The sequence below is a fragment of the Microbulbifer maximicatervae (SeqCode) genome, assembly GCF_052467955.1.
In genome coordinates, this window is record NZ_CP174329.1 from 416,705 (window position 1) to 429,841 (window position 13,137).

The window sequence follows — 13,137 nt, forward strand, 5'->3', positions numbered from 1 at the left end:
TAATCTTTTGTTCATAGAATCGTCACCCGTTGTTCCTAGCATCGCCGCGTGAAATAAAAACACTCATCGGAGTTACACAATGAACAAGCAAATTCTGGCGACTTCTCTGGCAGCCCTGACCCTGGCAACTTCACAGGTTGCTATGGCAGCGCGCGATTACATTAGTGTTGTAGGTTCCTCTACTGTTTACCCGTTTACTACGACTGTGGCGGAGCGTTTTAGCCGAGCAACCCAGTTTAAAACTCCAGTCGTTGAGTCCACTGGTACTGGTGGTGGCATGAAGTTGTTCTGCCAGGGTGTTGGAGAAAGCACTGCGGATATCACCGGTGCCTCCCGTCGCATTAAGCAATCCGAATTGGAAATGTGTAACAGCAACGGTGTTGATGTTGTTGAAGTACAGATCGGTTACGACGGCATCGTTCTTGCGAATGCTAAGAAAGCAGCTCCCTTTAAGCTGACCCGCAAGGACATCTTCCTGGCCCTGGCTAAGGAAGTACCTAACCCAGATGGTTCTGAAACTCTGGTAGCCAACCCCTACAAGACCTGGAAGGACGTAAATCCAGCCCTGCCCAACACCAAAATCGAAGTTTTGGGCCCGCCCCCCACTTCCGGTACCCGCGATGCTTTCGCCGAGCTGGCAATGGAAGGTGGCTGTAAGAAGTTTGGCTGGATCAAAGCCATGAAGAAAACAGACAAGAGCGCTTACAAAGCGATCTGTCACAACGTTCGCGAAGACGGCGCTTATGTTGAGGCCGGTGAGAACGACAACCTGATCGTGAACAAGCTGGTTGCCAACCCGAACGCCCTGGGTATCTTCGGCTTTAGTTTCCTCGACCAGAATGCTGACAAGGTACAGGGCTCTCTAATCGAAGATCAGGCTCCTACTTTCGACTCCATCGCTGACCAGAGCTACCCGGTTTCCCGTCCGCTGTTTATCTACGTCAAGAAGCAGCACGCTGACGTGGTTCCTGGTGTTAAGCAGTTCCTGGCTGAATTCACCAATGAGCGCGCTTGGGGTGAAGATGGCTACCTGGCTGACAAAGGTATGATTCCTCTGCCCACCGAGAAGCGTCAAAAGATTGCTACTGATGTGCGCAAGCTGAACGCACTGAGTAATCTCGCAGCCAAGTAAAAAAATTCTGGAGTTGTACTGTCAAAGGGAATTGACGGCCAAGCTCGAAAGGGCTTGGCCGTTCTTTATAAGAAGACTCACAAATTGTCGCCCCCCTGTGATGGAACGCGGGGATAAAGTCTGGATAATGCCAGCGACGATATTTTTAGTACGGTAATTCAATGCAAACCCCCACACTGTTCGCACTTTTGCTGCTCCTGATATTAGTGGCCTACGGCACTGGCTTTCGCCGTGCAGTGAACGCTGCTCGCAGTCTTGGCGGCGTTCGCAATCTGGCCGCCCTGCCCAGTTACTACGGATTACTCACCGCCCTTTGGTGTGGTTTGCCAGCACTGATATTACTCTGTGGCTGGTTGGTGTTTGACGATTCGATCATCCGTGCGATGGTCATGAATAGTATTGCCGATAAGCCGGAGAGCATCTCCGGGCAGAACCTTCTCTACGCGCAGATCCAGAATCTCGCGGCGGGCCACCTGATAGGTGAAAAGTCGCCACAATTGCAGAGTGCTGCGGACTACCTCAGTCAGTTGCGTTCCAGCTCCAATAATTTACAGGCTTTCCTGAGTTTGGTGTTGGCCAGCGGCCTTGCCGCTTTTGCACTGCTGCGCTTTTCTCCCAAGCTGCGCGCTCGCGAAAAAGTTGAAAAAGTGCTGCGCACGGTGCTGATTGCCTGTGCCAGCGCCGCGATTCTAACCACTGTCGGTATTTTGTTATCGGTATTGTTTGAATCCCTGCGTTTCTTCCAGTCCGTGCCGGTGAGTGAATTCCTGTTTGGATTGCACTGGAGCCCACAGATGGCCCTGCGCGCAGACCAGGTGGGATCGAGCGGTGCTTTTGGTGCTGTCCCGCTGTTTACCGGAACCCTGATGGTGTCCGCGATCGCCATGTTTGTGGCGGTACCTGTGGGATTGATGGCGGCTATTTATCTGGCCGAGTACGCCAGTAAGCGCGTGCGTTCTCTGGCCAAGCCGGTACTCGAAATTCTCGCCGGTGTACCCACCGTGGTATACGGATTTTTTGCTGCCTTAACCGTTGCTCCATTTATTCGCGAGTTGGCCACTTCTATGGGCCTACAGGCCTCCAGTGAAAGTGCACTGGCCGCTGGCCTGGTGATGGGAATCATGATCATTCCCTTTGTTTCCTCTCTGTCCGATGACGTGATCAACGCGGTGCCCCAGTCCCTGCGCGATGGCGCCCTGGGTTTGGGTTCCACCCAGTCCGAGACGGTGCGCAAAGTTGTGATTCCTGCGGCACTGCCTGGCATCGTCGGCGGTGTATTACTGGCGGTTTCCCGCGCAATTGGTGAAACCATGATTGTGGTGATGGCCGCCGGACTCGCGGCGAACCTCACCGCAAACCCGCTCGAATCGGTCACGACTGTGACGGTGCAGATTGTGACTCTGTTGGTTGGCGACCAGGAATTTGACAGTCCCAAGACCCTCGCCGCTTTTGCTTTGGGCCTGATGTTGTTTATCTCCACTTTGGTGCTGAACTTTATTGCCTTGCACGTAGTGAAAAAATACCGGGAGCAGTATGACTGATCTTACTCAGGCGCAGGTTCGCGAGCGCATAGAAAAAAGCCTCGCCAGCCGTCATCGCAAAGAAAAGCTGTTTCGTGGGTTGGGTATCGGCAGTATTGCCTTTGGTGTACTCGCCGTACTGATTTTGTTCACTGACATTATCAGCAAAGGCAGTGGTGCCTTTGTGCAGACAGCTATCCAACTGGAGGTGCACTACGACGAGCAGGTTCTGGGCATCGATAAGGTCGATGATGAAAGTCTGACCTGGGCAAACTTCACCGGTGTTATTCGTCAGTCCCTGCGCGAACGCTTTCCCACTGTGACTGGTCGCAGTGACAAGCGCGAGCTCTACAGCCTGGTCTCCTCCGGAGCACCGTTTACCCTGCGCGATCGCTTAGCTGCGAATCCGGAACTGTTGGGTAAATCCGAGAAAGTCTGGCTGTCAGTCGATGACGATGTGGATACTTTCGTCAAAAGCCTGAAGGACTCCAAAGAGGGATTCCGTGGTCGCACCTCGGACCAGAAGGCCGGTTGGATTGAACAGCTGCTGGACAGCGGTGAACTGAAGAAGCGGTTCAATACCATCTTCTTTACCAATGGCGACTCCCGTGAACCAGAGCAGGCGGGCATCCGCGCAGCCTTGATGGGCTCCCTGTTTACCCTGTTGGTAACTCTGGCACTGTCATTCCCTATCGGTGTGGCGGCGGCGATTTACTTGGAAGAGTATGCGCCCAAAAACCGTTGGACCGATTTGATTGAGGTGAATATAAACAACCTCGCGGCAGTGCCTTCTATTGTTTTCGGTCTTTTGGGCCTGGCGATATTTATTAATTTCTTTGAGTTGCCGCGTTCGGCACCCCTGGTAGGGGGCTTGGTACTGACACTGATGACCTTGCCCACGATTATTATTTCCAGCCGCGCGGCTTTGAAGGCGGTGCCACCCTCAATTCGCGAGGCGGCAATGGGTATGGGGGCTTCACGTATGCAGGTGGTTTTCCACCATGTGCTGCCCCTGGCGATGCCGGGTATGTTGACCGGCGCGATTATCGGTATGGCCCAGGCCCTCGGTGAGACGGCGCCCCTATTGATGATTGGTATGGTCGCTTTTATTGTCGACGTACCTGCTGGGGTAACCGACCCGGCCACCGTGCTGCCTGTGCAGATTTTCCTGTGGGCAGACAGCCCGGAGCGCGCCTTTGTCGAGCGCACCTCCGCAGCCATTATGGTGTTGCTGAGTGTGTTGATTGTGATGAATACCAGCGCGGTATTGCTGCGCAAGAAACTTGAGCGCCGCTGGTAACAGAGCGCGGATTATCAGAAAGCGGGATATTATATGAGTACCATGACCCTGGATGCCGCCAGCCAAACTGATGCGGCGCAATCCGATGTTGCGGGTAGGCAAATGATGAATGATCGGGCTGATGTTAGAGAAACAGTTGGCCAACCCTTCTGTGACACCGCCAAGTTGCGTATGCGCAATGTGAATGTTTTCTATGGTGAAACCCAGGCGATCCACTCGGTCGGCCTCGATATTGGAAAAAATGAAGTGGTTGCCATGATCGGCCCTTCGGGCTGTGGCAAGTCGACGTTTTTGCGTTGCCTCAACCGCATGAATGACACCATTGAAGGTTGTCGCGTCGAGGGCGAGTTAAGTCTGGATGGTGACCCCATCTATGGCCCCAAAGTGGATGTGGTACCCCTGCGCGCCCGCGTCGGTATGGTATTCCAGAAACCAAACCCTTTTCCCAAGTCCATATACGAGAATGTGGCCTACGGCCCAAAAATCCACGGCATTGCCAGCCGCCGTGCCGATCTGGATGAGATCGTAGAGAACAGCCTGCGCCGCGCCGGTCTGTGGAATGAGGTTAAAGATCGTTTGGACAAGCCGGGCACGGGTCTGTCCGGTGGTCAGCAGCAGCGTCTGTGTATCGCCCGCGCTATTGCGGTGAGTCCGGAAGTAATCCTAATGGATGAGCCCTGCTCTGCCCTGGACCCGATTGCAACGGCGCGAATCGAAGAGCTGATCGATGAGCTGCGCCAGAACTACACTATCGCAATCGTTACTCACTCGATGCAGCAGGCTGCGCGGGTGAGTCAGCGTACGGCTTACTTCCATTTGGGGCATTTGGTGGAAGTTAACGATACTGAAACGGTGTTCACCAACCCCGAGCACGAACTCACTGAAGCCTATATCACCGGCCGCTTCGGCTAAGGTTCCTGCTCGGAGGGAAAACTATGGAAATGCATTTCGATCAACATATCTCACGCCAATTTAATGAAGACCTGGAAAGCTTAAAGACAGAGATGCTGGAAATGGGCGGTATGGTCGCCCGCCAGGTTGCCGATGCGGTTGATGCCCTGGCCAATGCGGACAGTGAGCTGGCCGAGGAAGTGCTGCGTATTGAAGAAGTCATCGATAAAAGTGAGATGGCCCTGGATGAGCATGCCACGCTAATTATTGCCAAGCGCCAACCGGCAGCATCCGACCTCCGTATGGTGCTGTCTGTCATTCGAATTGCCCGCGACCTGGAGCGCATTGGGGATGAGGCGAGCAAGATTGCCAAGATGGCCATAGCACTGACGGATGAAGGTACGTCGCCGCGCGGGTATACCGAAATCCGTCATATTGCCAATGCCGTGCGGAAAATGCTCAATGACGCCCTGGATGCCTATACTCGTTTCGATGTGCAGTCGGCTCTGCAAACTCTTGCTGAGGACCAGCAGGTTGATATGGACTACCGTACGGCCGTACGTGAGCTGGTGACTTACATGATGGAAGACCCGCGTAGTATTTCCCGGGTCATTAATGTGTTGTGGACCCTGCGCTCACTGGAGCGGATCGGTGACCATGCGAAGAATATTTGTGAGCAGGTTGTTTACTTGGTGGAAGGTGCTGATATCCGGCATGGGCACCAGGAAAATCTGCGCAAGTCCTAAAGGGCTTTGCTAATTTAAAAAGGTCGCCTAGCGCGGCCTTTTTTTTGTTGGAATCTAATTCTTAGTCGTCAGGTAGTACAGGGAATGAAATTTATCTTCGAAGTTCATCTACAAGATGGGTTTAAAGCTGAGGATTATGCCGATGCCTGGGTGCGTGCTTCCGAGATCATACAGCGCTCCCCGGGAGCGATGGGCACAGAACTTCATCGAAAAATTGATGACCCCAATGTGTTGATAGCCATTGCTAGCTGGCGATGTAAAAAAGATCGGGATGCTATGCAAACTGAACACAGTAAAAAAATTGATGAAATCATTGCCAGCGTGGCCCCTTTTGTAAAAATTAATCTAGTAGGGGAATTTTATGACCCGCAATGGGTCGTAAAAAATATAGAGGATTGATGTTAATCAGTTGAACCTGAATGAAGCCTGAATAAGTTTGCTTATTATAATTAAAATAAAATTTTTTATTTTAATGCTTTTAATAGATATGTTTGCGTTTCATGTATTACAGGTGATTACAGTTTTTATTTTTTGTTTTAAAAAAGTTATTCGTCGAAAAATAATATTCACTTTGCCGCAAATTTGACCTTAATTGCTTACCGTGTAATTTGCTGTTGTTGCGCACTTAAAAACTTTTGTTACAATCCGCAGCCCAATTTGGATCGCTACGTTAACGAAGGATTTATTCAATGAGATTCAAGCTTGCTGCTCTTCCCTTAATGCTTCTTGCCGCAACTGCTGGTGCCGAGGAGTATAATTCCATCACTACTTTGGATTATTCAAACCTGGATTTCGATGGAGCTGATGGCAATCAGTTTTCTGCTGAAACCACCTATTACTTCTCTGGTAAAGAGGCACTAGGTCCTCTAAAAGAGTTTGAATATATCAATAAGGCTAGCAATATATCTGCTGCTTACACTCACTACGATGTATCTAGCGAAGATTTAGATAACATTGCCATCGCAGGTGAATACTTCACTAGCTTTGGTCTGGTTTTAGGTGCGAGCCTAACTGAAACTGATGATGAAGGTGTTAATACAGCTTCTATCGGATACTTGTTTACTCCAAATTTCTTGGTAGAGCTGTCCCATACAGATTTTGATGGCACTGACGAGACTTTTGTTGAGCTTCGCTATAACCACCAATTGAGTGGTTCCGATTACATCGGTTTTGATTTTATCGCTGGCGATGATGCAGGTGTTTTTTCAACCAAGTACTTTGCTAACTTGGGTGGCGATCAATATGTGACCGCAGAATTTGCTTATGCCGATTATGACGATGGTGGCGACTACTGGCAGCTGGGTGCAGACTACTTCTTCTCCCAGAATACTTCTTTTGGTGCGAAGATTGACGAGAATGAAGATGTAAAAGTTGGATTCTCGCACTTCTTTAGCCGCAATGTTGCTGTTGAAGCTGGTTACAGCACTATGTTTGCAGATGGTCTGAATATCCGTAGCTTTGGTTTAAATACCTACGGTGTAGGTGGTAATGCAGATATTGATGTAGACAAGTTTGAGCTGGGTTTGACAGTTCAGCTGTAATTTGGCATAGAAAAGGGCTATCGTCGATAGCCCTTTTTGTGTCCATAGGTTTCTGAAAAAATAGGCAAATAAAATTTTTTGCTTAAAATTTAACCTTTGCCGGCTATCGCCTTAATTCTATTTTGAGCCATGGTGCCAATTTCCCCTCCAGCCCCGGCAGCCTCCTGATAGTGCTTGTAAGCACTTTGCTTATTTCCCTGCCTCTCATAGGTCTGGCCAAGGTAGTAGTGTGCGTAAGCGGTATCCAGATAGCGTAGTGATCTGGTTAGGTCGCCCTCTGCAGAGCTATAATTTTTTAATTGGATATTAGTGATTCCCCGCTTTAGCCAATACGAAAATAGCGCTGGATTCTTTTGAATGGCACTATCGTATGCCTTTCGGGCATTTTTATATTGTTTCTTTTGGCTGAGTAAATCTCCTTCTAGCGCAAAAAAGGCAGCTTCTTTGGGTTGCTGTTTTTGAGCTTTTCTCACCAGCTTTAGTGCAGAGTCAAACTTTTTATTATTGGCCGCGGCAACCGCATCGTCGTAATTCTTGTAAGCATCGGCATCGCGCTTTAATTGCGCTATGGCTTTTTGGTAGGCGGCCCGGTTGGTGATTCCCCCTTTGGGTAGAGATTGACTGTGCTTGATATTAGCGCTGACACGAGATTGGGAAGGGGGATGGCTGGCAAAGAGCGCTTCCAGTCCACCAGTTTGACGCCCCTCCGACAGTTCAACAAATTTTCTTTGCAGGCGTACGGCCCCCTGGGGATCATATCCCGCAGCGGCCATATATTTCATACCGTATTGATCTGAATCTAACTCATTGCCGCGACTGTAGCGGGCAATATAGGCGGAGCCCCCCAGTTGAGTCCCGGTGGCAATCAAGTCAGAGTAGCCAGAGTCCTGGGTGGCAGCTCCCACGATTGCCAGGCCTGCGCCCAATAATTGTTGTTGGGACATCGCAGTTGCGGAGTGGCGCGCAGCGGCGTGAACTATCTCATGGCTCAGTACGGCGGCGAGCTCAGCTTCGTCATCGAGTAACACCAGTAGGCCTCGATTGATGGCGATTTTGCCGCCGGGCAGGGCCCAGGCGTTGGGAACCGAGTTGTTCAGAACCACAAACTCGTAAGGTAGCTGGGGGCGGTCAGAGACCCGTGCCAGCTTTTGGCCAACCTGGCTGACGTAGTTTTGCAGGGCCGGATCAATGGTGTATTGGCCGCCCTGCTGTTGTTGGTTGGCAGTGTAGTGCTGTTGCCCCAGTTGAATTTCCTGCTGCGGAGATATCAGCGAAACCTGTTTCTCACCGGTGACTGGATTGACAACGCATCCTCCGAGAATCGTGGTCGTCCAAAACGCGACACATGCCGTAAGCGCTTGGGTACGCGAGATCATTGCCTCCCTCCCTGTATAATGTTGAGTCATTAGAATGGTTACTCATTGTACACAGTACAGGAACTGAGGTTTATGACGGCACTTCAAGTCATTGAGTTATTTGCGGGCAACAACCCCGAAGGTGAGCCTGTTGTGGAACGGCTACAGGTTCGTGTGAGCGAGGATGATAGCTGCCAACTGGTGCGATCCCCTGTCTTTATTAAGGGAATCGCCAGTGGGGATTACATTAAGGTCGATAAAGACACCCAGCAATTTGAGTTGGTAAAGCGCTCGGGCAATTTGGCGGTGCGTATTTTTTGTCGTGGCGATAGCACGGAGCTGTCTGATAAGTTGACCCCACAGCTGGAAAAGCTCGGGGGTGAGTTGGATCTCGAGGCACCGCGCGTATTGGTCTACAGCATTCATGTCAGCTGTGGATTCGATAAGATTGAGGAAATCCTCAACAGTGCCTGCGATGGGGCTAATAGCGTTTGGTATTACGGCAATGTTTATGACCCCAAAGATGGGCAGACACCGCTCAACTGGTGGCAGGACGTCCTAAAGCCAGAGTAAACATCCGCGATATATTTGGGTCAGCCACAATAGCTTGGTAGTGTGTGGTTGAGGCGATAGCGAAGCGAGAAGGCACCCGATGTTAATAGTTATTTCACCGGCGAAAACCCTGGACTATGAAAGTGATATTCCCTCACTGGAAACCACCCAGCCGGACTTTTTGAAAGAGTCAGCAGCCCTGATCAAAGAGCTGCGCGAACTGAGCCCGCAGCAGGTTTCCAGCTTGATGAAGATTTCAGATAAGTTGGGAGTCTTGAATTACGATCGCTTCCACACTTGGAAGCGCCCGTTTACCGATAACAACGCCCGCCCCGCCCTGCTCGCCTTTAAAGGTGATGTTTATACCGGATTGGAGGCGGAGACTATGGGTAAGCGGGACTTTGCCTATGCGCAAAAGCACTTACGTATGCTCTCTGGCCTGTATGGTTTGCTGCGCCCATTGGACTTGATGCAACCCTATCGCCTCGAGATGGGCACTAAATTTGAAAATGCCAAGGGTAAGAATCTCTATGAATTTTGGGGAGATAAGATTACCGAAGCATTGAATGCGCAGTTGCAGGGCGTGAAGAGTCGCGAGTTGGTAAACCTCGCATCCAATGAATATTTCAAATCAGTCAAAACCAAGCAGCTTGATGCTCAGGTGATCACCCCGCATTTTAAGGACCTGAAAAATGGTCAGTATAAGATGATTAGCTTCTTCGCTAAAAAAGCCAGAGGCATGATGAGTCGCTGGGCCATTGACCAGAGGGTAAAGAAGGCTGAAGAGCTGAAAGGGTTTGATGTGGCCGGTTATGTCTATAACCCGAATATGTCCACTGAGTGGGATTGGGTATTTACCCGGGATGAACCGCAGTGAGTAGTACTGAATTGCCGAATGCGCCCTCCTGCGGGCGCAATCGCGAGCCGATTCTCCAACAACTGACTCGCCTGTTGGCTTTAAGTCGCAAAGTGCTTGAGGTTGGCAGTGGTACTGGTCAGCACGCAGTATATTTTGCTCCGCATTTACCGCATCTTGAATGGCAAACTTCAGAGCGATCGCAACAGCTGGAGGCAGTAAAGTCCTGGCTGGCGGAGATACCCAATAGCAACCTGCCGCAACCGCTGGCGCTCGATGTTGGTGATTCTTGGCCCGAGATTTCGGCTGATGCTATTTTCACTGCAAACACCTTGCATATTATGTCGGCTGAACTGGTACAAAAGTTCTTTCTGCATAGTGCCGATGTTTTGGAGCCGGAAGGTTTGTTGATCGTTTATGGTCCCGTGAAAATTGCAGGAGAGTTTCTTGGCCCTACTAATGCTGATTTTGATATTGAGTTGAAGGAGCGTGACCCCAAGCGGGGGATTCGCGATCTCGAATGGCTCGATCAGCTGGCGGAGAGTGCGGGGTTCAGTCGCGTAGAACTAAATTACTTGCCAGCCAATAACCAATTAATGGTCTGGCGCAAAAGCGATAATAAGGAGTAACCATGCCCGAGTGGTTGGAAATAGTGGTAATCGTGGCTTTTGCCATTGGAGCGGTATTCTTTTTTGCCAAATACCGAGAGACAGCGGCGGCACTGCATGAGAGTGAGCGCATGAAAGCCCGTTTGTCGAATGACTTGAATCGCTATCGCGATGTGCCCAAGCTGCGCGCTCTGCGAGATGCCCTCATTGGTGTTAAGGCCCTGCCTACCGATGATGAGGGCAATGAGCACCTACTGCTGCGCGATGGGGATTTGCAGTTGCACCATTTGGTTTTGCGCCGGGAAGCAAACGCTCTGGGTAAAGAGGCCACGGCCAGCTATGTCAAAGACGGTAAAGAAGTAGAACTGCAGGAACTGGAGTAATCGAAAGCCGCTTTAATTAGCGGCTTCAGAACTCAACCTGGATGCTGGTTTTTGAGCCAGCTTTGCTGGCGGAAAGTGAAGCGTGAAGAGACTGCCCTGCCCGGGCGTACTTTCTACACTCATTTCTCCATTGTGTCGCAGCAACACATGCTTAACGATCGCCAGTCCGAGACCTGTGCCGCCACTATCCCGTGAGCGGCCTGGATCAACTCGATAGAAGCGCTCAGTCAGGCGGGGAATATGGATCGAATCGATACCGATACCGTTGTCCTCTACGGAAAAGTGCCCGCCTTTGTCATCCTGCCACCAGCGCAATTGAATCTCGCCTTCTTCGGGAGTGTATTTCACGGCATTTAAAACTAAGTTGGCAAAAGCACTGTGTAATTCGCCGGGGTCTCCATTGAGGTAGCAATCCCCTTTGCAATCAACTTCGATATGATGATGCCGATCGCCACTGAAGCTGCGCGCTTCCTGGGCCACCCTCTCAATCAGTTCTGGTACGGCTACAGCCATATCCCCGCTTTTGCGTTCTGAGGTCTCCAAGCGAGCCAATAGCAGCAGGTCATTGACCAGCGTACTCATGCGGCCAGTCTGCTCCTCCATTTGAGCCAGGGGTTTCCTCCAGGGAGGCGGTGCCATATCACTGCTTTGCAGTGTTTCCAGGTAGCCGGCAATTACCGTGAGGGGGGTGCGCAGCTCATGGGAAACATTGGCGACAAAATCCCGGCGCATCTGCTCGAGATTGTGTAAACGGGTGATGTCGCGAACAATGACCAAAGCCTCATCTTTACCGTAGCGGGTGACTTCCAGCTGTAACATGCGGGCTTCATTGCCAGGTGCGGGCAGAGTGAGGGGTTCTCCGCTGTTATCACCGTGCATATAGCTGACAAAGCCAGGGTCGCGGACAAAGTTGACTAATGACTGGCCGGAATCACTGGCTTGCAACCCAAGGAGTTCACCCGCTGCAGGGTTCCACCAAGCCAGGTTATCGCCGTCTTCCAGGGCTACAATGCCTTCGCGCAGTGCGCTGGTGCTGTCTTGCACTCGGCGCAACATCACGTGCAGCTTCTGCTTCTCGCGGCGGTGGCGCCGCTGCATACGGTAAAAGTCGTCGTAGATTTCGCCCCAAATACCAAAGGCGGTTGGGGCTGGGCCGCGTCTGCCGTTTGCCAGCCAGCGGTTGAAACGTTGCTGTTGCCACAGCACTGAGATCAGATAGCTGGCCAATCCCGCAATCAGGGCGATAGACCAGCTGCCGGAGGTGACACCGAGAATGGTGCATCCCAGGGCGATAATTACGAAACGCGAGAACTCGCCAATACTGCGATCCAACATAGAGTTGCCGTGTTGCCTGATAGATGGCGGCAGTGGCACAGCCTCTTCCGCCCGCATTCAATACCTCATGGAACCAGGCCCGCACCCGTTAAGCGCGGAGGTTTGATTCTGCAGGGATCGGTACCGATCCAGAGAGGATTGTCACACTTTTTCTGCGGTTTGCACAGAAAACCGATACCCGGTGCCGCGAACTGTCTGGATATAGCGGTCGTGGCCATCAATGGCCAGGGCTTTGCGCAGACGGCGGATATGGACATCCACGGTGCGCTCCTCCACATAGACATTCCCACCCCATACATGATCGAGGAGTTGGGTGCGTGTATAGGCGCGCTCCTGGTGGGAGAGGAAGAAGGTGAGAAGGCGAAATTCTGTTGGCCCCATATCCACCGGCTGCCCTTTGATAGTGACTCGGTGACTCAGTGGGTCCAATATCAGTGCGCCGGCGCTGAGGGGTTCTTCCGGGGTTGCCGGGCCCGCGCGGCGCAGTACGGCCTTTAAGCGTGCAACCAGCTCCCGGGGGGAGAAAGGCTTGGTGATGTAATCGTCGGCCCCGGTCTCTAACCCTTTGATTTTATTGTCTTCTTCACCTTTTGCCGTGAGCATGATGATCGGCAATGAGGTGGTGAGTTCATCGCGCTTGAGGCGCCTTGCCAGCTCTACCCCGGAAACATCCGGCAGCATCCAGTCGAGCAGCACTAAGTCTGGCTTCTCGTCGATAATCAGGGCGTGAGCTTCCTGGGCGTTTTCCGCCTCAAGGCAGCGGTAATCCGCCATTTCCAGTGCGACCCGCAGCATATCGCGCACTGCGGATTCGTCATCGACAATCAGGATCGTTTTACTGTGCATTTGCCTGCCATACCCGCTCTGTTGTCAGGGTTTCCCCAGTTATGGCCGAGGATTAAACGGGATTTATATGAC

Annotated in this window: 14 protein-coding genes; 11 read left to right on the forward strand and 3 right to left on the reverse strand. The window is 51.6% G+C overall.

What is annotated here, in order from left to right; all coding sequences use genetic code 11:
• Window positions 1-79: 79 nt before the first annotated feature.
• The 7 genes from ACJJI5_RS01720 to ACJJI5_RS01750 all read left to right on the forward strand — a co-directional run bounded on the left by ACJJI5_RS01720 (window position 80) and on the right by ACJJI5_RS01750 (window position 7,130).
• Entirely contained in the window at window positions 80-1,132 is a 1,053-nt protein-coding gene (locus ACJJI5_RS01720) for a PstS family phosphate ABC transporter substrate-binding protein (RefSeq protein WP_282930607.1), read from the forward strand.
• 161 nt (window positions 1,133-1,293) lie between these two features.
• A complete protein-coding gene (pstC, locus tag ACJJI5_RS01725; protein ID WP_444892394.1) occupies window positions 1,294-2,673 on the forward strand; it encodes a phosphate ABC transporter permease subunit PstC in 1,380 nt (459 codons plus the stop codon).
• Window positions 2,666-3,952 (forward strand): phosphate ABC transporter permease PstA, encoded by a 1,287-nt coding sequence (gene pstA, locus ACJJI5_RS01730; RefSeq protein ID WP_282930609.1) that lies wholly within the window; start codon window positions 2,666-2,668, stop codon window positions 3,950-3,952. Before pstC ends, pstA begins: the two co-directional genes overlap by 8 nt.
• Window positions 3,953-4,054: 102 nt before the next feature.
• Window positions 4,055-4,864, forward strand: a complete 810-nt coding sequence (gene pstB / locus ACJJI5_RS01735; RefSeq protein ID WP_282934617.1) for a phosphate ABC transporter ATP-binding protein PstB — start codon at window positions 4,055-4,057, stop codon at window positions 4,862-4,864.
• Window positions 4,865-4,887: 23 nt separating this feature from the next.
• Window positions 4,888-5,589 carry a phosphate signaling complex protein PhoU gene (phoU, locus tag ACJJI5_RS01740; protein WP_282930610.1) on the forward strand — a complete coding sequence of 234 codons (702 nt, stop codon included), beginning with the start codon at window positions 4,888-4,890 and terminating at the stop codon, window positions 5,587-5,589.
• Window positions 5,590-5,673: 84 nt separating this feature from the next.
• A complete protein-coding gene (locus tag ACJJI5_RS01745; RefSeq protein WP_444895645.1) occupies window positions 5,674-5,988 on the forward strand; it encodes an antibiotic biosynthesis monooxygenase family protein in 315 nt (104 codons plus the stop codon).
• Between the two features lie 290 nt (window positions 5,989-6,278).
• Window positions 6,279-7,130, forward strand: coding sequence for a putative porin (locus ACJJI5_RS01750; protein WP_444895646.1), 852 nt, complete (start codon window positions 6,279-6,281; stop codon window positions 7,128-7,130).
• A gap of 89 nt (window positions 7,131-7,219) precedes the next feature.
• Here the strand turns inward: ACJJI5_RS01750 and ACJJI5_RS01755 are convergent, their stop codons facing one another.
• Window positions 7,220-8,506, reverse strand: a complete 1,287-nt coding sequence (locus tag ACJJI5_RS01755; RefSeq protein ID WP_444895647.1) for a M48 family metalloprotease — start codon at window positions 8,504-8,506, stop codon at window positions 7,220-7,222.
• 72 nt (window positions 8,507-8,578) lie between these two features.
• On the opposite strand from ACJJI5_RS01755, the gene ACJJI5_RS01760 reads away from it, so the two are divergent.
• The 4 genes from ACJJI5_RS01760 to ACJJI5_RS01775 all read left to right on the forward strand — a co-directional run bounded on the left by ACJJI5_RS01760 (window position 8,579) and on the right by ACJJI5_RS01775 (window position 10,884).
• The gene (locus tag ACJJI5_RS01760) at window positions 8,579-9,058 is read left to right on the forward strand and encodes a DUF4265 domain-containing protein (protein WP_108735048.1); all 480 of its coding nucleotides are present in this window, start codon (window positions 8,579-8,581) and stop codon (window positions 9,056-9,058) included.
• A 79-nt stretch (window positions 9,059-9,137) separates the two neighbouring features.
• On the forward strand, window positions 9,138-9,914 hold the full coding sequence (yaaA, locus tag ACJJI5_RS01765) for a peroxide stress protein YaaA (protein WP_282930617.1): 777 nt from the start codon (window positions 9,138-9,140) through the stop codon (window positions 9,912-9,914).
• On the forward strand, window positions 9,911-10,522 hold the full coding sequence (locus tag ACJJI5_RS01770; protein ID WP_445355373.1) for a DUF938 domain-containing protein: 612 nt from the start codon (window positions 9,911-9,913) through the stop codon (window positions 10,520-10,522). The genes yaaA and ACJJI5_RS01770 overlap by 4 nt, the downstream gene beginning before the upstream one ends.
• 2 nt (window positions 10,523-10,524) lie before the next feature.
• On the forward strand, window positions 10,525-10,884 hold the full coding sequence (locus tag ACJJI5_RS01775; protein ID WP_444915156.1) for a hypothetical protein: 360 nt from the start codon (window positions 10,525-10,527) through the stop codon (window positions 10,882-10,884).
• Between the two features lie 12 nt (window positions 10,885-10,896).
• Here the strand turns inward: ACJJI5_RS01775 and phoR are convergent, their stop codons facing one another.
• Complete coding sequence (gene phoR / locus ACJJI5_RS01780; RefSeq protein WP_445355374.1) at window positions 10,897-12,276, reverse strand: phosphate regulon sensor histidine kinase PhoR; 1,380 nt, start codon at window positions 12,274-12,276, stop codon at window positions 10,897-10,899.
• An 84-nt stretch (window positions 12,277-12,360) separates the two neighbouring features.
• Window positions 12,361-13,065, reverse strand: coding sequence for a phosphate regulon transcriptional regulator PhoB (gene phoB, locus ACJJI5_RS01785; protein ID WP_108735044.1), 705 nt, complete (start codon window positions 13,063-13,065; stop codon window positions 12,361-12,363).
• Window positions 13,066-13,137 lie beyond the last annotated feature (72 nt).

Bases quoted from the DNA above. Each gene is read 5' to 3' on its own strand.
- ACJJI5_RS01720 (WP_282930607.1), top strand. From the start codon at position 80: ATGAACAAGCAAATTCTGGCGACTTCTCTGGCAGCCCTGACCCTGGCA.
- pstC (WP_444892394.1), top strand. From the start codon at position 1,294: ATGCAAACCCCCACACTGTTCGCACTTTTGCTGCTCCTGATATTAGTG.
- pstA (WP_282930609.1), top strand. From the start codon at position 2,666: ATGACTGATCTTACTCAGGCGCAGGTTCGCGAGCGCATAGAAAAAAGC.
- pstB (WP_282934617.1), top strand. From the start codon at position 4,055: ATGATGAATGATCGGGCTGATGTTAGAGAAACAGTTGGCCAACCCTTC.
- phoU (WP_282930610.1), top strand. From the start codon at position 4,888: ATGGAAATGCATTTCGATCAACATATCTCACGCCAATTTAATGAAGAC.
- ACJJI5_RS01745 (WP_444895645.1), top strand. From the start codon at position 5,674: ATGAAATTTATCTTCGAAGTTCATCTACAAGATGGGTTTAAAGCTGAG.
- ACJJI5_RS01750 (WP_444895646.1), top strand. From the start codon at position 6,279: ATGAGATTCAAGCTTGCTGCTCTTCCCTTAATGCTTCTTGCCGCAACT.
- ACJJI5_RS01755 (WP_444895647.1), bottom strand. From the start codon at position 8,506: ATGATCTCGCGTACCCAAGCGCTTACGGCATGTGTCGCGTTTTGGACG.
- ACJJI5_RS01760 (WP_108735048.1), top strand. From the start codon at position 8,579: ATGACGGCACTTCAAGTCATTGAGTTATTTGCGGGCAACAACCCCGAA.
- yaaA (WP_282930617.1), top strand. From the start codon at position 9,138: ATGTTAATAGTTATTTCACCGGCGAAAACCCTGGACTATGAAAGTGAT.
- ACJJI5_RS01775 (WP_444915156.1), top strand. From the start codon at position 10,525: ATGCCCGAGTGGTTGGAAATAGTGGTAATCGTGGCTTTTGCCATTGGA.
- phoR (WP_445355374.1), bottom strand. From the start codon at position 12,276: ATGCGGGCGGAAGAGGCTGTGCCACTGCCGCCATCTATCAGGCAACAC.
- phoB (WP_108735044.1), bottom strand. From the start codon at position 13,065: ATGCACAGTAAAACGATCCTGATTGTCGATGACGAATCCGCAGTGCGC.